At 70.4% G+C, this 13,301-nt stretch carries 15 protein-coding genes; 4 read left to right on the forward strand and 11 right to left on the reverse strand.

The genetic code is table 11. From position 1 onward, the window contains the following. On the forward strand, positions 1-535 hold a 535-nt coding region (locus tag ACV4UX_RS10345; RefSeq protein ID WP_491593210.1), incomplete at its 5' end, for a hypothetical protein. On the opposite strand, the gene ACV4UX_RS10350 is transcribed toward ACV4UX_RS10345, so the two are convergent. From ACV4UX_RS10350 to ACV4UX_RS10390, 9 genes are all read right to left on the reverse strand, one after another. After that, the gene (locus ACV4UX_RS10350; protein WP_491593211.1) at positions 492-1,544 is read right to left on the reverse strand and encodes a hypothetical protein; all 1,053 of its coding nucleotides are present in this window, start codon (positions 1,542-1,544) and stop codon (positions 492-494) included. The two genes, ACV4UX_RS10345 and ACV4UX_RS10350, sit on opposite strands and share 44 nt — an antisense overlap. Further along, the gene (locus ACV4UX_RS10355) at positions 1,541-2,641 is read right to left on the reverse strand and encodes an acyltransferase family protein (protein WP_491593212.1); all 1,101 of its coding nucleotides are present in this window, start codon (positions 2,639-2,641) and stop codon (positions 1,541-1,543) included. Before ACV4UX_RS10355 ends, ACV4UX_RS10350 begins: the two co-directional genes overlap by 4 nt. Positions 2,642-2,806: 165 nt before the next feature. Continuing rightward, entirely contained in the window at positions 2,807-3,085 is a 279-nt protein-coding gene (locus tag ACV4UX_RS10360) for an EF-hand domain-containing protein (RefSeq protein ID WP_491593213.1), read from the reverse strand. A gap of 19 nt (positions 3,086-3,104) precedes the next feature. Beyond that, on the reverse strand, positions 3,105-3,608 hold the full coding sequence (locus tag ACV4UX_RS10365) for a TadE/TadG family type IV pilus assembly protein (RefSeq protein ID WP_491593214.1): 504 nt from the start codon (positions 3,606-3,608) through the stop codon (positions 3,105-3,107). Between the two features lie 9 nt (positions 3,609-3,617). Next, positions 3,618-4,886 (reverse strand): vWA domain-containing protein, encoded by a 1,269-nt coding sequence (locus ACV4UX_RS10370; RefSeq protein WP_491593215.1) that lies wholly within the window; start codon positions 4,884-4,886, stop codon positions 3,618-3,620. Further along, entirely contained in the window at positions 4,789-5,172 is a 384-nt protein-coding gene (locus ACV4UX_RS10375) for a TadE/TadG family type IV pilus assembly protein (protein WP_491593216.1), read from the reverse strand. The genes ACV4UX_RS10370 and ACV4UX_RS10375 overlap by 98 nt, the downstream gene beginning before the upstream one ends. A 228-nt stretch (positions 5,173-5,400) precedes the next feature. Next, positions 5,401-6,543, reverse strand: coding sequence for a pilus assembly protein TadG-related protein (locus ACV4UX_RS10380; RefSeq protein WP_491593217.1), 1,143 nt, complete (start codon positions 6,541-6,543; stop codon positions 5,401-5,403). Positions 6,544-6,559: 16 nt separating this feature from the next. Then, positions 6,560-6,952, reverse strand: a complete 393-nt coding sequence (locus tag ACV4UX_RS10385; RefSeq protein ID WP_491593218.1) for a TadE/TadG family type IV pilus assembly protein — start codon at positions 6,950-6,952, stop codon at positions 6,560-6,562. Further along, on the reverse strand, positions 6,949-7,353 hold the full coding sequence (locus ACV4UX_RS10390) for a TadE/TadG family type IV pilus assembly protein (protein ID WP_491593219.1): 405 nt from the start codon (positions 7,351-7,353) through the stop codon (positions 6,949-6,951). The genes ACV4UX_RS10385 and ACV4UX_RS10390 overlap by 4 nt, the downstream gene beginning before the upstream one ends. A gap of 376 nt (positions 7,354-7,729) precedes the next feature. On the opposite strand from ACV4UX_RS10390, the gene ACV4UX_RS10395 reads away from it, so the two are divergent. Beyond that, a complete protein-coding gene (locus ACV4UX_RS10395) occupies positions 7,730-8,812 on the forward strand; it encodes an HDOD domain-containing protein (protein ID WP_491593220.1) in 1,083 nt (360 codons plus the stop codon). Next, positions 8,809-10,191 (forward strand): sigma-54-dependent transcriptional regulator, encoded by a 1,383-nt coding sequence (locus ACV4UX_RS10400; protein WP_491593221.1) that lies wholly within the window; start codon positions 8,809-8,811, stop codon positions 10,189-10,191. Before ACV4UX_RS10395 ends, ACV4UX_RS10400 begins: the two co-directional genes overlap by 4 nt. Before the next feature lie 166 nt (positions 10,192-10,357). Here ACV4UX_RS10400 and ACV4UX_RS10405 read toward each other — a convergent pair whose 3' ends face one another. After that, positions 10,358-11,596, reverse strand: coding sequence for a hypothetical protein (locus tag ACV4UX_RS10405; RefSeq protein ID WP_491593222.1), 1,239 nt, complete (start codon positions 11,594-11,596; stop codon positions 10,358-10,360). A 51-nt stretch (positions 11,597-11,647) separates the two neighbouring features. After that, positions 11,648-12,655 carry an Lnb N-terminal periplasmic domain-containing protein gene (locus ACV4UX_RS10410; RefSeq protein WP_491593223.1) on the reverse strand — a complete coding sequence of 336 codons (1,008 nt, stop codon included), beginning with the start codon at positions 12,653-12,655 and terminating at the stop codon, positions 11,648-11,650. A 406-nt stretch (positions 12,656-13,061) separates the two neighbouring features. On the opposite strand from ACV4UX_RS10410, the gene ACV4UX_RS10415 reads away from it, so the two are divergent. Next, positions 13,062-13,223 carry a Flp family type IVb pilin gene (locus ACV4UX_RS10415; RefSeq protein WP_491593224.1) on the forward strand — a complete coding sequence of 54 codons (162 nt, stop codon included), beginning with the start codon at positions 13,062-13,064 and terminating at the stop codon, positions 13,221-13,223. Positions 13,224-13,301 lie beyond the last annotated feature (78 nt).

Below are 13,301 nucleotides of genomic sequence, written 5' to 3' on the forward strand. Positions count from 1 at the left end.
GCGCTGGCCCGTGCCGGAGATCGTCAAGGCCCGCCGCGCGGCCCTGGGCCTGCCCGCCGAGGCCCCGCTGGGGTTCACGCGGATCATGGACCAGTCCTCGGCCTACTGGCTGGAGAGCGGCTCGGGGCGCTTCGCCCCCACGCCCGAGGAGCGCCGTGCCGTGCGGGCGGAGACGGCGGCCATCGCCGCGCGCTACCCCGACTTCATGGAGGCCATGCGCCTGGGGCCGTGGCCCACGCGGGTGTGGCACACCCTGGCGGGCGCGTGGTCCTGGTTCTTCGCGCTCGTGCCGCTGGGTCTGGGCTGCCTGGCGGAGCGCGATCCCTGGAGGCGCGGGTCGGCCCGTGCGGCCCTGGCGCTGTGGGCCACGGGGCTCTGGGTGCTTGGCGTCACCTACCTGGGCGTGGACGCGGTGTTCCAGCTGCGCAGCCCCTTCGACCCGTGGTTCCTGCTGGCGGCCCTGGCCGGGGCGCGGGCGCTGGCCGGGCGGGTCAGGGGCGCGGCCGCCTCGGCAGCCGGTCCAGACAGGGCCTGAGCGCCAGGGCCACGAAAAGGCTCACCCCGAGGATTGTCAGGTAGCGCAGGGGCAGGGGGGCGTCTGGGCCGGTGATCCCTGCGGCCAGGGGGCCGGACCAGTGGGTCCAGGCGATGAAGAAGCCGTAGCTGGCCGAGCCCGCCAGGGTCAGGGGCCTGATCCAGCCGGGAACGCTCCAGGGCTTGAGCGAGCACAGAACGGCCAGGGCGCACAGGGCCTGGAGCGTCGTGGCCTGGGCCAGCGCGGGGAGGCCGCGCCCCGCGATCAGGTAGGCAGGGTCCGCGCCCTTGAGGGCCGAGAGTTTGTGGCACAGGGCCACGGCCGCCAGGAAGCAGAGGGGGCCTGCCCAGGCCGGGAGGCGCTCTGTCCAGGCCGCGCGCCCGGAGAGCTTGGCCGCAGCCGCGCCCCAGAAGAAGGCCAGCACGTGGGCGTTGGGGGCCAGCCCGGGCGGATCGGCCAGGGCCAGCCCGGCCAGAACCGCCCACAGCCCGGCCAGCGCGGGCCAGGAGGCCGCCCGGGGGGAGCGGGAGCAGGCCAAGGCCCAGGCCGCCGCCAGGGGCAGGAAGGCCAGGAAGGGGTTCACCCCGCCCACGGCCTGCTCCAGGAGCGGCGTGGAGTAGGGCGAGCGCAGCAGGAGCGCCTGCCCCAGGGCGGCCCCGAAGGAGCCGCCGGAATAGGCCGCGTAGGCCACGGCCAGCACCGCAAGGGGCGCGGCCAGGCGCAGGAAGCGCGCCGCGAAGGAGTTCGTCCGGCCCGCCCGCACGTCCCGGAAGGCCAGGAAGCCCGAGACCGTCAGCAGAAGCTCCAGCCCGGCCGCGCCGCTGGAGGCCAGCACCCCCGCCGCGCGCGCCGCGAGACGCGCCGCCGTGCCGGAGCCCTGCATCAGGGCCGGGTCCGGCGCGGCCCATCCCGCGAAGAACACGAGGTGGAAGAGCCACAGCGCGCCCAGAAGCCGCAGGATGTCCAGGCCCGGGAGCCGCGTGGGGGAAGTGTCTGGCCGCATGCTCATGGCTTGGTGAAGTAGGGGCGTTCGAACACGGCGAAGACCAGCGCGGCCAGTAGCAGGCACAGGCCCAGGGAGAGGCCCCAGCGCAGGGCCATGCCCAGGGCGTCGGCGGCGGGGCCGACCAGGCGGTTGGCCAGGGGCAGGCCCCACTGGGTGTGGGTCATGAAGAGCGAATAGCTCACCATGCCCGCCAGGCGCAGGGGCCGCGCGGTGAAGGCCGAGGGGCCGGGGCCGGGCAGGATCAGGCGCAGCAGGATGAGGCAGATGGTCGCGTCCAGGGCCAGGAAGAAGGCCAGGCGATGGAGGTTGTCCCGGGCCATCCAGGCCTCCACGGGGGGGTGCCCGCCCGCCCAGCAGAAGGCCAGCAGGGCCGCCAGGGCCGGGACGAAGCCCAGCCGCGCCGCGCGTTGCAGGCGCGGGCCGATCCTGCCCTCGCCCCAGGCCCGGGCCAGGGCCACGCCGAAGAGGAAGCCCAGGAAGCGCGGGTCGCCCAGCAGCTGGAAACGCTTGAACACCAGGATGTTGGCCGTGAGAGCCCCCGCCAGCAGCCAGAAGAAGCCCCAGGAGCGGAAGGGGGCGAAGCGCCCCAGCACGAGCACCCAGGCCGCGCAGAGCAGGTAGAACCACATCTCGTAGACCAGGGCCCAGGTGGTGTAGGTCACCAGGGTCACGCCCGGGGGCACGTGGAGGAAGAAGACGTTGGCCAGGGCCTGACGCCAGTCCACCGAGGCAGCGCCCCAGCACAGGGCCGGGAGGTTCACGGCCAGGATCACGGGCAGGAGCCTGCGGTAGCGCCCCGCCAGGAAGGCCGGGACCGAGGGCCTGCGCCGGGCCAGCGACACCCACGTGAGGAAGCCCGAGAGCACGAAGAGCACGTCCACGCCGAGCACGCCCGAGTGCAGGGCGCGCAGGAGCTGGTGGGCCGGTGCGCCTGGGTCGAGGAAGTAGTGGCGCTCGAAGTGCTGGGCGAAGAAGTGGACGTTGAAGACCATGACGATGGCCAGCCCGCGCAGGCCGTCCAGGCCGGGAAGGCGTCCGGCGTCCAGGAGGAAGAAGGCGTCGAGCGCCGCGAGGGGTTTGGGTGCTGGGGAGTGGTCCATGGGGTGGTCGTCGCTGCCCTGCCTTTATCCGCGGGGCGGGGAACGCACAAGCCCCCGGGAACCGCTCCCGGGGGCTTCCCCCGTGCGTTCGGGCCGTCCTCGCGGAGGCCGTCGTCCCGGGCGCGATTCCGCGCGCGCCCGGGACGCGGCCCCCACGGCCCGAAGCTACTTTTTGTAGGCCGGCTTGACGGCCAGGAACTCCTCTTTGGTCACGATCTGGTCCCTGTTGGCGTCCATGCCCTGGAAGTCGGCCGCGGCTTTCTGCTGGTCCGGGAACACGGCCAGGTATTCGGGCAGGGTGACGAAGCCCTTGTTCTGCGGGTCGATGAGGTCGTAGCCGCGCAGGTCGTCCCCTTCCTGGCCGTGCGCGCGGGGCGCGGCGAAGAGGATGGCCAGGAGGGCGGCCAGCGCGGCGGCCCAGGCGACGAGGCGTTGGATGGTCATGGCATGTCTCCGTTGGCGTCTAGTAGGGGCAGGGTCGCCAGGGTTCGTTGACCATGCGGGTGGCCTGGCGCATGGTCATGGCCTGGGACCAGGCCGACGCGCCGTTGGTGGGGTCGAGCATGTCCCCCAGGGGCGTGACGGGCGTGTAGACGTAGTTCACGTCGATCTGGACGGTGTCGCAGGGGCCGCCGGGGTCGCCTTCGCGGGCCGCGCCCGAGGCGGAGAGCCCGGGCCAGCTGGAGACGTTCACGTTCACGTCGATGCCCCGGGAGTCGGCGGCCACCTTCTTGGTGGCGGCGATGATCTGGGCCATGCGGGTGCCGTCGATTTCGCCCTGGCCGGTGGTGGCGAAGCGCGCGCCCAGTTCGGTGGCCTTCTTGAGGGTGAGCCACACGGAGAGGGCGTTGCTGGTCTCCAGCACGCCGATCATGAGCCCCGTGACGAGGGGGGCCACCAGGGCGAATTCCACGGCCGAGGACCCGGCCTCCCCCAGGAGCTTGCGCAGTCTGCGGATGGCGTTCATGGGGTGCTCCTACTTGATGAGCCGCAGCCCGAGCTGGCGGCCGATCTTCTTGAACATGTCGTCGATGTCGCTGGAGGAGGGCGCGTCGTAGTAGTGGTCGTTGGTTCCGGGCTTGGAGGAGGCCACGGTCTTCATGAGGTTCACGTCCGTGGAGTCGGATGTGCCGAAGCGGATGGTGAAGATCTCGATGCCCGCGTCCTTGGCCAGCTGCGCCTCGGAGAGCATGGCGGTGTTGAGACATCCGCCGTCCTCGCAGTGGCAGGTCTTCACGTTCATGCCGTAGTAGGCGTTGTACCAGTAGTTGTTGGGGTCGGAGGTGTCGCCGTACTGGCCGCCGCACTTGCCGTCCTCGTTGTCGCCGTCGGTAAGCAGGATCATCACCTTGCGGTACTTCTTGGGGTCGCCGCCCTCGGTGTAGGGGGATTCGGGGGTGAGCACGTGGCGTCCCCACTTGATGCCCTCGGAGATCACGGTGCCTGAAGCGGTTCCGGTGGCGGTCATGGAGTTGATGGCGGTGGTGATGGCCGCCTTGTCCGTGGTGAGCGCCTTGATGTAGGGGATGGAGGTGCACGAGGCGCTGCTGGTGGTGTTCACGGTGCCGTCCGCGTTGCGGCATCCGGCGGCCTTGCCGTCCACGTTCGCGGGGACGCGCACCTTGCCCCGGAAGGGCACCAGGCCGATCTTGGTGGAGGGCGCGCCGGTGTTGGGCATCACCAGGTTGACCATGTTGGTGGCCGCCTGGCGCACCTTGGTGATGGGCGTGCCGGACATGGAGCCCGTGTTGTCGATCACGAAGACGATTTCCAGGTTGTTGTAGCCCGCGCAGGCGGTGCAGTCGATCTCCTTGTCCCCGACCCCCAGCACCGAGGCGAAGGTGAGCTTCACCGTGGTCTTGCCCTCCACGCAGACGCTGCGCACCTCCGTGCCCAGGGTGAGGCTCTTGATGGAGGCCTCGCCGTAGTTCTGGGCAAGGGATTTCTCCGCAGCCTGGCGCACGCGGTTCTGGGAGAGGTCCGGGTCGTAGGGCAGCTCCAGGCTCCCGGCCAGGGCCGCCGCGTCCACGGCGGCCTGGAGCTGGTTGTTGGCCTTGTAGAGCAGGCCCTCGTCCACCACGAGGCCGGCCGCGCCGGCCAGGGCCAGCGCGCCCACGGCCACTAGCGTGGCCGTGGAGCCCCGCTCCTCACTGCAGAGGCATGACAACCTTCGAAGTGATCGTAACAGGGCCGTTGTTGAGCGCGTCAATGAAGTCGCCAGAGAGAGAACTCGGTTGATAGGCATAGCTCACCTCCACGGTCGCGGTCTTCGCGCCCGTGTCCACGGACTTGCTCACCAGCAGGTCCGAGGGGGGCAGGTCTTTCGTAAGGTTCTGGACCAGGGCCTGCACCTTGGAGTCGTTTCCGGAGCGCAGGATCTCCCGTGCGCCCTCGCGGGCGGCCTCCTGGACGGTGAAGAAGGTCTTGAGCATCACGGACCCCTCCCACACCGAAACCGACAGGGCCACCAGCACGGGAATGATGATGGCTGCCTCCACGGAGGACGAGCCTGATTCGTTGCGCGGCTTCATGGCGGTCTCCTCTTGGGGGCGCGCGTCGGCGCGCCCCGCGCGAGGCCCAAAGCAAGGCTCGTGCCGGGCAGGGCTGCCGGGGGGGAGTCGGCCCGGGGGCGTCCGTGGGGCGCGGGTCCTGGCGCAACGCGGCCCGGGTGGACTCCGGGTCGCACGTGGGGGCGGATTCAGGAATCGTGGATCGCGAAGGCCGCCGCGATCCACTCGTCGTGGAGCGCCGGGCGGCTGTCAGCGTGTGGAGTCGCGCGTGAGGCTGATGCCCCAGAGGGTTCCGCAGTTGCCTCCGGCCCCGCGCACGGGGGACACGGCCGTCGCGTTGACGAAGCGTCCGGTGACGTCGCCCGCGCCGTTGACGCCCTCCACGAACACGGCCCCCAGCTGGTAGACCACGATGGTGTTGCGCCCGGAGCTGGGCGGGTCGCGGGGGTCGAAGAAGGAGATGATGCCCACGCGGGGGCTGGCCATGGGGTCCGGGTAGGTGCTGCCCTTGACGGAGCTGGTGGCAGAATCCCAGTAGGCCCCCGGGTCCTGGGAGAGGAGGTCCTGGATGCCCTGCTTGGTGGGCCCCACCATGTTGCCTGGCTCCAACTGGAGGAAATCCCGGACGGTGACGTCGGTGTTGTTGGCCCCGGTGCAACCGGCGATGTTGTCGCGGTAGGCGGAGCCTCCGGTGACGGGCTGGCCGGAACCCACGGGGGGCAGGTCCACGGGGCTGTACTGGCCCGGGGCGATGGTGGAGTGGGGGTCGCCGGTCTTGAGCACGATCTGCGTGCCCACGTCGCCGGGGCCGTAGCCCTGCACGTTGATGGAGGCCATCTCGCAGGGCACATCCGTATCGAGCACGCCGTTGCGGTCCTTGGGCGCGCCGCAGTTGTCGTTCCAGGTGAACTTGGCGGGCACGCTCCAGGGCTTGATGCAGCGCGAGGTGGTGGAGCAGAAGATTTCGGCCCGGGCCGTGGCCGACACGTCGGAGGCGTTGAGGCCCAGCACCGGCCCCAGGAAGAGGCGCACGGGGTTGCCGCGCGCGGCGGTGAGCCCGGCCGTGACCTCCACCCAGCCCGGGATGTTGAGGTTCACGGTGACGTCGCCCTGCGCGAGAGCCAGGGCGGGGTTGTCTCGGGCGTCGATGTTGGCCCGCCCGAAGGTGACGGCCTCGGCCCGGATGCGCGCCAGGTCCTGGCCGTAGGAGACGAGCCCGGCGGCGCCGGCCAGGGCGGCGGCGTCCACGGCGGTCTGGAGCTGGCTGCGTTTCCAGCGCAGGTAGCCGTAGTCCACCGCGAAGGCCCCCATGCCGCAGACGGCCACGAGCAGCAGGGCTGCCAGCACCGAGACGGAGCCGCGTTCGCCGCGCGAGGGTGTGGCGTTGTTCATGTCGGGCTCCTGGTTGTCAGCGCCTGCGGGCTGTGGCCTGGGCCGTGAGCTCCACGAAGCCCGGTATGGCCGAGCCCCAGGGGATGATGGGCAGGCCGCGCAGGTCGAAGGTCGCGTCCACGCGGATGGCCGTTCCGGGGGGCAGCTGCTGGTAGTCGGCCGTGACGGCCACGCCCAGGCGGCCGGGGTCCTGTCCGGCCTGCTGGACGTAGGCGCGCATGAGGGGTTCCGGCGGCTGGCCGCCGGAGGCGGCCAGCGCGCCCACTTCGCAGGCCTGGGCCAGCACCTGGCGGATCTGGAACATCTGGCTGAAGTCCAGGATGGCGATCACCAGGGGGATCAGCACCAGGGAGCCGATGAGGGCGAACTCCACGGCCGCCACGCCGGACTGGTCGCGATGGGCGTTCATGGCTGGTGCACCATCATGGAGGTGATGGAGATGGAGTTAACGGTCGCGAAGGCGGGCACGAGCCCCCCCAGCCCGAAGAAGGCGTAGGGCAGGTCCACGCGCACGGTGACCGGCTGGTTGGCCTGTCTTGCCGAGACGGTCACCCCGGCGGCCTGGGTCACGCCGCCTTCCACGAGGATGCGGCGCGCCCTGGCGGCCACCTCGGCGTCGGTGGGGCCGTTGAGGATGGCCAGGCGCGCGCCCTCGGCTGCGGCTGCGGCGACGACGTGGCGGGTCCAGTAGTAGCGCCCGGCCTCCACGCCCCCCACCAGCAGAAGCAGGAGAGGCAGCAGGATCAGCGCCATTTCGACGCTGGTGGAGCCGGTATCCCGGCCTGCGGGTCTGCATTGCGTGGCGGGCATGGAGCCTTCTCCGGTCGAGAGTCTTCCCTGTCATATGCCGGATCATGGCAATGGAGGGGTCATGTTTCATTACATATACTGATGATTCGACGGATGTACAGCCCCCGGACCGAGGAAGAGGGTTCTCGAACAAGGGCGTTTGCCGAAGGAGGTATGCTTCTTGCTGTTTTCTGCGTCCCCTGGCGACTTCGGCGTGGCCGGGAGGGATTGCGGGAAGAGGCCGGGCAGGCGATTCATTTATTGTGGAGGAAATCGTCCCGCAGCCGCCCAGGACGATTGAACGCATGCTGGAAAAGGGATATCGGTCGGATGCGCCCCTGGTCCGCGAGGCACGGGGCGTGTCCGGCAAGGCGGCCGAACGGCCGGGGGAGGACGGATGGAACGCATCGCGAGCACGGACCGGTCAACGGCCGGGTCCCAGGGGAACGGCGAGGGCCAGGCTGCCTGGCTGGCCGCCCGCATGGGGCCGGAGGCGATGGCGCATCCGCAGGGCAGGCTGCTCCGCGCCTTCTGCCTGGAGCGGGGGCTGGCCCAGGGCGGGGCCGAGGCCCCGCTCGGCGCGCCCCCCGCGTCGCCCCCCGCGTCCGGGGAGAAGCCCCTGTCCCTGGACGAGGTGCTCGAGCGCGACACCAAACTCTTCTCCCTGCCCGAGATCTACGCCCGCCTGGACGCCCTGCTCAAGGACCCCAACGCCACGGCCGCCGACGCCACGGACCTCATCTCCAGCGACCCGGCCCTCTCCGCCACCCTGCTCAGGCTGGTGAACAGCGCCTTCATGGGCCGCGCCCTGGGGCCTATGGGCCAGCGCCTGGGCAACAAGGTGGAGAGCCTTGAGCGCGCGGTGCTCATCACCGGCACGTCGCAGCTGGCCAGCCTGGCCCTGGGGCTCTCGGTGGCCCCGGCCTTCAAGGGCATCAGCCCCCAGGCCATGGACATGCGCCGCTTCTGGGAGCACAGCGTCTCCTGCGCCATCCTGGCCAGGGCCATGGCCCAGGCCTCCGGCTGGGCCGACCCCGAGCAGTGCTTCGTCTGCGGCCTGCTCCACGACATCGGCAAGCTCGTGATGTTCCGCCACCTGCCCGCCGCCAGCGCCCGCTGCCTGGCCCGGGCGCGCGCGCCCGGGGCGGACCTGCCCGCCATCGAGCGCGAGGAGGCCGGGTTCGACCACGCCCTCCTGGGCGGCAGGCTCCTGGCCAAGTGGCGGCTCCCAGAAACCATCGAGCGCGCCGTCACCGCCCACCACGCCCCCGAACCTTCCGACAAGGCCGCCATGCTGGTGAACGCCGCCGACCTGCTGGCCCAGCTCCTGGCCCCGGCCGACAGGCAGGACATGCCCCTGCCCCGCTTCAACCCCGGCGTCTGGGAAGCCCTGGAGCCCGACTTCAACGACCTGGCGGACCTGGCGCAGGACCACGCCGCGCAGTTCGAAGGCGTGATCGCCTGCTTCTTCTCGGCATGAGCGAACGCATCCTGGTCATCGAGGACGACCCCTCCCTGGGGGCCATGATCCAGGACGCCCTGGACGTGAAGGGGCTCTCCTCGCGCCTGGCGGGATCGGCCGAGGAGGGGCTGGAGCTCCTGGCCTCCGGGAGCTACGAGCTGGTGCTCACGGACGTGATGCTCCCCGGCATGTCCGGCGTGGAGGCCATCCCGCGCATCCTGGAGGCCCAGCCCGGCGTGGACGTGATCGTCATGACCGGCCAGTCCACCCGCGAGGTGGCCCTGGAGGCCATCCGGCACGGCGCGTACGACTACTTCTCCAAGCCCTTCAGCCTGGCCGAGCTGGAGACCGTGATCCGCCGCGCCCTGGAACGCCGCGCCCTGCGCGACGAATCGCGCGCGCTGCGCCGCAGGCTGCGCGACACCCCCGACGACCACGGGCTGGTGGGCCAGAGCGAGCCCATGCTCCGGCTCAAGGAGCTGGTGGCCAAGGTGGCCGCCCTGGACGTGACGGTGCTCGTCACCGGAGAATCCGGCACGGGCAAGGAGGTGGTGGCAGACGCCATCCACGCCCTCTCGCCCCGGGCCTCGGGGCCGTTCGTGAAGGTGAACTGCGCGGCCATTCCGGAAAATCTCCTGGAGAGCGAACTCTTCGGACACGAGAAGGGGGCCTTCACCGGGGCGCTCACGGCGCGCAAGGGCAAGTTCGAGCTGGCGGCCAAGGGCTCGCTTCTGCTGGACGAGCTGGGCGACATGCCCCTGTTTCTCCAGCCCAAGCTCCTGCGCGCCGTGGAATCCAAGATGATCGAGCGCCTGGGCGCGTCCGCGCCCATGCCCGTGGACGTGCGCATCATCGCCGCCACCCACCAGGACCTGCCCCGCCTGGTGGAGGAGCGCGCCTTCCGCGCCGACCTCTTCTACCGCCTGAGCATCGCCCAGATCCGCATTCCGCCCCTGCGCGACCGCCGCGAGGACATCCCCCTCTTGGCCGAACACTTCATCCGCCGCCTCCACGCCCGCACGGGCTGCGCCCTGGAGGGGCTCTCCCGCGACGGGGCCGAGGCCCTCATGGCCCAGCCCTGGCCGGGCAACGTGCGCCAGCTGGCCAACGCCATCGAGCGAGCGGCCATCACCGCGCCCGGGCCGCTCTTCACCGCGCGCGACTGCCTCCAGGCCCTGGGCCAGGCCCCTGCGGCGGCTGCCCAGCCGCCCGCGCTGCGCCCGGGCATGAACCTGCGCCAGACCCTGGAGGACGTTGAGCGCGGCCTCATCCTGGAGGCCCTGCGCCAGGCCGGGGGCGTGCAGAAGGAGGCCGCACGCCTGCTGGGGCTTTCGCCCACCAACCTCTGGAACAAGCTCCAGAAACACGGCATCCCGGGCCACGGCGGCGGGGCCTGACCCCCGCCTCAGCTTGATGACAAACCCCGAAGCGGGGTTTGTGGGAGCCGCTTACGGGCGGCAAAGCCGCCCTGCTCCAGGCTGCGCTTCGCGCAGGGCTGCTGAAAAAGCCGCAAAGCCGAATTTTTCAGCAGCCTCCGGCGGGGTCTCTCAGGCCCCGGCCTCATCACATCCCCAGCCGTCCGGCGGCGTCTTCCCGCAGGGTCCAGCCCATGCGCTTCAGGCGCTTCTTCGTGCCCGGGCTGGCCTTGCCCGTGAGCCACAGCTCCACCCCCGGGGCGGGCAGGGAGCGCGCGGCCCGGTCCAGGGCGTCCAGGTTGGACGCGGCGGCGGCGGTGTACGCCAGATAGTCCAGCGGGAAGGCCAGCACGAGCCTGCCGTCGGGACGCAGCGCGCCCACGAAGCGGCCCACGGGGACGAAGCGCTCCAGAGCGCCTTCCACCCGCGCGTACCCCGCGTACATCTCGGCCATGCGCTGGCGGAAGAGGCACACGTCCTGGTCGGAGGTTTCGGCCGCGAACTCCACGAACTCGGCCTTGTCGGCCGTGCCCGCCATGGAGGTGAGCGCCCGGGTGAGCACGGTCTGCTGGGTGGGGGTGAACTCGGGGTTGTTCACGAAGAGCCGGGCCAGGTCCTTGGGCACGCCCGCCTGGATGAGCGCCTCGCGGTTCTGGCGGCGCAGGTCGCCCGGGGGCACGGTGAGGTCCACGCCCTGCATGAGCGCCGTGGTGCTCACGCCCGACACGGCCAGGCCCACGCCGCCGGGGATCAGGGCCTGCAGGGCCGTTCCGGTGAGGCTCCCGGCGTAGCCCGCCTCGGAGAGCGCGTCGAGCTTCTGCTGGAGCACGGGGTTGGTGGAGTAGGGGTCCACCCCGAACCGGACGGCGTAGTCGCGTTTTGTCTTGGAGAAGCCCACCAGTCCGGCGGCGCGGCTGTCCTCCCACTTGCTGGGGGAGCTTTCCGCCAGGTTCTCCTGGGCGCGCACGAAGAGCTTGCCCACGCCCGAGAGCGCGCCGCCCAGGGTGTGCAGGGGGTCGGTGACCAGGTCCACCGCTCCCTGGAGGGTCTGCTTGCCCTTGTCGGCCAGGGAGTTGGCGAAAGCGTTGGACCCGGCCACCTGGTCCATCCTGGCCATGGCCCGGATCTCGGCGATGCGCGTGCGCGCCAGGGCCGTGGAGGCGGCCTTGAAATCGCCGTAGGGCGAGTGGATCACGTAGATGTTCAGGTAGCCGTCGTTGCGGACCTCGGGGTCCACGCGGAAGTCCGGCCCGGAGAGCAGGTCTTTTGGCAGCAGGGTCTGGGCCTTGAAGGTGGGCGGCGTCTCGAAGGGCTGGGCCAGGGCGCTCGAGCAGGCCAGGAGCAGGACCGCCAGGGCGGCGAGGGAACGGGCGAAGGGGTGGGGCATGGTGGTCTTTCCGTCGGTTGCAGGGTTTCTGTGGGGCGGCCCTGGGCCGGTTCAGGGGCCGGGCATGCCGGGCAGTCCCTGGCGTATCCGCGCGGAGAAGTCCGGGGCGTCTCCGGCGGCCCTGGCCTTGGGGTTCACGTGGCTTCGGGCCTTGAGTTCCTCGAAGGGCAGCGAGTCGTCCAGGCCGCCCAGCTCGTAGACGTACTGGGGCGCGTACCCGGAGAAGAGGATCTTCCAGCTGTAGTGGAGCCTTCCCCCGAAGGCCCGAACGTGGCGCACCACGTTGGTGGTGCAGTTGGTGGTTAGGGTGTTGTAGTATTCGGGCGTCTCGTAGAGGCTGTTGATCTTCTTCACGTACTCCAGGAACAGCTTGCGGGCGTTGGCCTCTGGCATGCGCGTCCTGAAGAGGTACACGTCCTCGGGGGGGACGCGGTGGTCGGTGCGCAGGCGGATCAGGTCGCGCTCCTCGGCGGCAACGTAGGTCAGCTCGTACTGCTTGAAGAAGCCCTTGAGCGCGGAATAGCCCTCGCCCTTCTCCTTGCGGGTCTCGATGGAGAAGCACAGGGCGTCCTGGCCCTGGAAGACGAAGCTCACCATCACGTGGGCGATGGCGTCGCCCATCCAGTAGACGGCGATGAGGTCCACGCCTTCGAGCCTGTTCAGGTCGAAGGTCTTGTCGTGGGTGCGGGGCTGGTAGTCGGTCTCGGTGCGGTAGGCCACGTTGCGGATGTTGTGCACCGTGACCTGCTCCCCCCGCACCTGGGCGTAGGGGAGTACGGCCACGTCGGGCTGCCAGTCGCGCTGGTTGGAGGGGGCGATGGCGCTCCACCAGGCCGCGAAGAGCGCGAAGCCGCACAGCCATGCCGCCAGGGCGCGCCCCCTGCGCCGGACAAGGGAGAAGCACAGGCCCGTGCCCGCCACCACCGCCACGGCCAGCAGCGTCCTGCCCGTCGCGCTCTCCACGTCGGACCAGTAGGCTGCAAGGGCGGCCCAGAGGGTCGCCAGGGTCACGGCCAGGGCCGCACTTAGCTTCAGGAGGATGCGGAGCGTGCGCCTCACGGGGCCTCTCTTGTTGAGTTCGCCATGTCTCCAGTCTGATACGCCCTCGCGCCTGCCTTGCCAAGCAGGACGCACGTCCGCGCTTCAGGATTCGTGAAGTGCCGTCGGGCGTTCCACGATTCATGGATATCGCCTGGAAAAGTCCGTGCCGTGCCGCTTCCCGGCCTTATGGCGTTGTATGCTCCACGATCCGTGGAGCGGGGTGCGCCCGCTCGTCCCGCCGGGGAGCCGCCGCCGTGCCGTCCCACCCGGCCCATGGGCGACTGTTCTGAAAAATAACCAAACTATTACAAGCATTTGATCTTGCTGTGCCCCAAAAGTTCCAGCCTCCGGGCACGCTGGCACACCGGTTGCTTTAAGAGCATCGCGACCGCACGCACAACCAAACCAGACGAGGAGAACCCCCATGAACGCCATCCGCACCCTGATCCGCAACGAAGAAGGCGCGACCGCAGTGGAATACGGCCTGATGGCCTCGCTGATCGCCGGTGTGATCATCGCCGCCGTGACCCTGCTGGGCACCAACATGACCAACCTGTTCAACCGCATCGCCGGGTCCATCCAGTAGGGCCGGGACCATAAAGGAGCACGCCATGAACGCCATCCGCACCCTGATCCGCAACGAAGAAGGCGCGACCGCAGTGGA

The sequence above is a fragment of the Fundidesulfovibrio sp. genome, assembly GCF_058402725.1.

What these genes read in the sequence shown, in the direction of transcription:
- ACV4UX_RS10350 (WP_491593211.1), bottom strand. Translation starts at nt 1,544, where the DNA reads ATGAGCATGCGGCCAGACACTTCCCCCACGCGGCTCCCGGGCCTGGAC.
- ACV4UX_RS10355 (WP_491593212.1), bottom strand. Translation starts at nt 2,641, where the DNA reads ATGGACCACTCCCCAGCACCCAAACCCCTCGCGGCGCTCGACGCCTTC.
- ACV4UX_RS10360 (WP_491593213.1), bottom strand. Translation starts at nt 3,085, where the DNA reads ATGACCATCCAACGCCTCGTCGCCTGGGCCGCCGCGCTGGCCGCCCTC.
- ACV4UX_RS10365 (WP_491593214.1), bottom strand. Translation starts at nt 3,608, where the DNA reads ATGAACGCCATCCGCAGACTGCGCAAGCTCCTGGGGGAGGCCGGGTCC.
- ACV4UX_RS10370 (WP_491593215.1), bottom strand. Translation starts at nt 4,886, where the DNA reads ATGCCTATCAACCGAGTTCTCTCTCTGGCGACTTCATTGACGCGCTCA.
- ACV4UX_RS10375 (WP_491593216.1), bottom strand. Translation starts at nt 5,172, where the DNA reads ATGAAGCCGCGCAACGAATCAGGCTCGTCCTCCGTGGAGGCAGCCATC.
- ACV4UX_RS10380 (WP_491593217.1), bottom strand. Translation starts at nt 6,543, where the DNA reads ATGAACAACGCCACACCCTCGCGCGGCGAACGCGGCTCCGTCTCGGTG.
- ACV4UX_RS10385 (WP_491593218.1), bottom strand. Translation starts at nt 6,952, where the DNA reads ATGAACGCCCATCGCGACCAGTCCGGCGTGGCGGCCGTGGAGTTCGCC.
- ACV4UX_RS10390 (WP_491593219.1), bottom strand. Translation starts at nt 7,353, where the DNA reads ATGCCCGCCACGCAATGCAGACCCGCAGGCCGGGATACCGGCTCCACC.
- ACV4UX_RS10395 (WP_491593220.1), top strand. Translation starts at nt 7,730, where the DNA reads ATGGAACGCATCGCGAGCACGGACCGGTCAACGGCCGGGTCCCAGGGG.
- ACV4UX_RS10400 (WP_491593221.1), top strand. Translation starts at nt 8,809, where the DNA reads ATGAGCGAACGCATCCTGGTCATCGAGGACGACCCCTCCCTGGGGGCC.
- ACV4UX_RS10405 (WP_491593222.1), bottom strand. Translation starts at nt 11,596, where the DNA reads ATGCCCCACCCCTTCGCCCGTTCCCTCGCCGCCCTGGCGGTCCTGCTC.
- ACV4UX_RS10415 (WP_491593224.1), top strand. Translation starts at nt 13,062, where the DNA reads ATGAACGCCATCCGCACCCTGATCCGCAACGAAGAAGGCGCGACCGCA.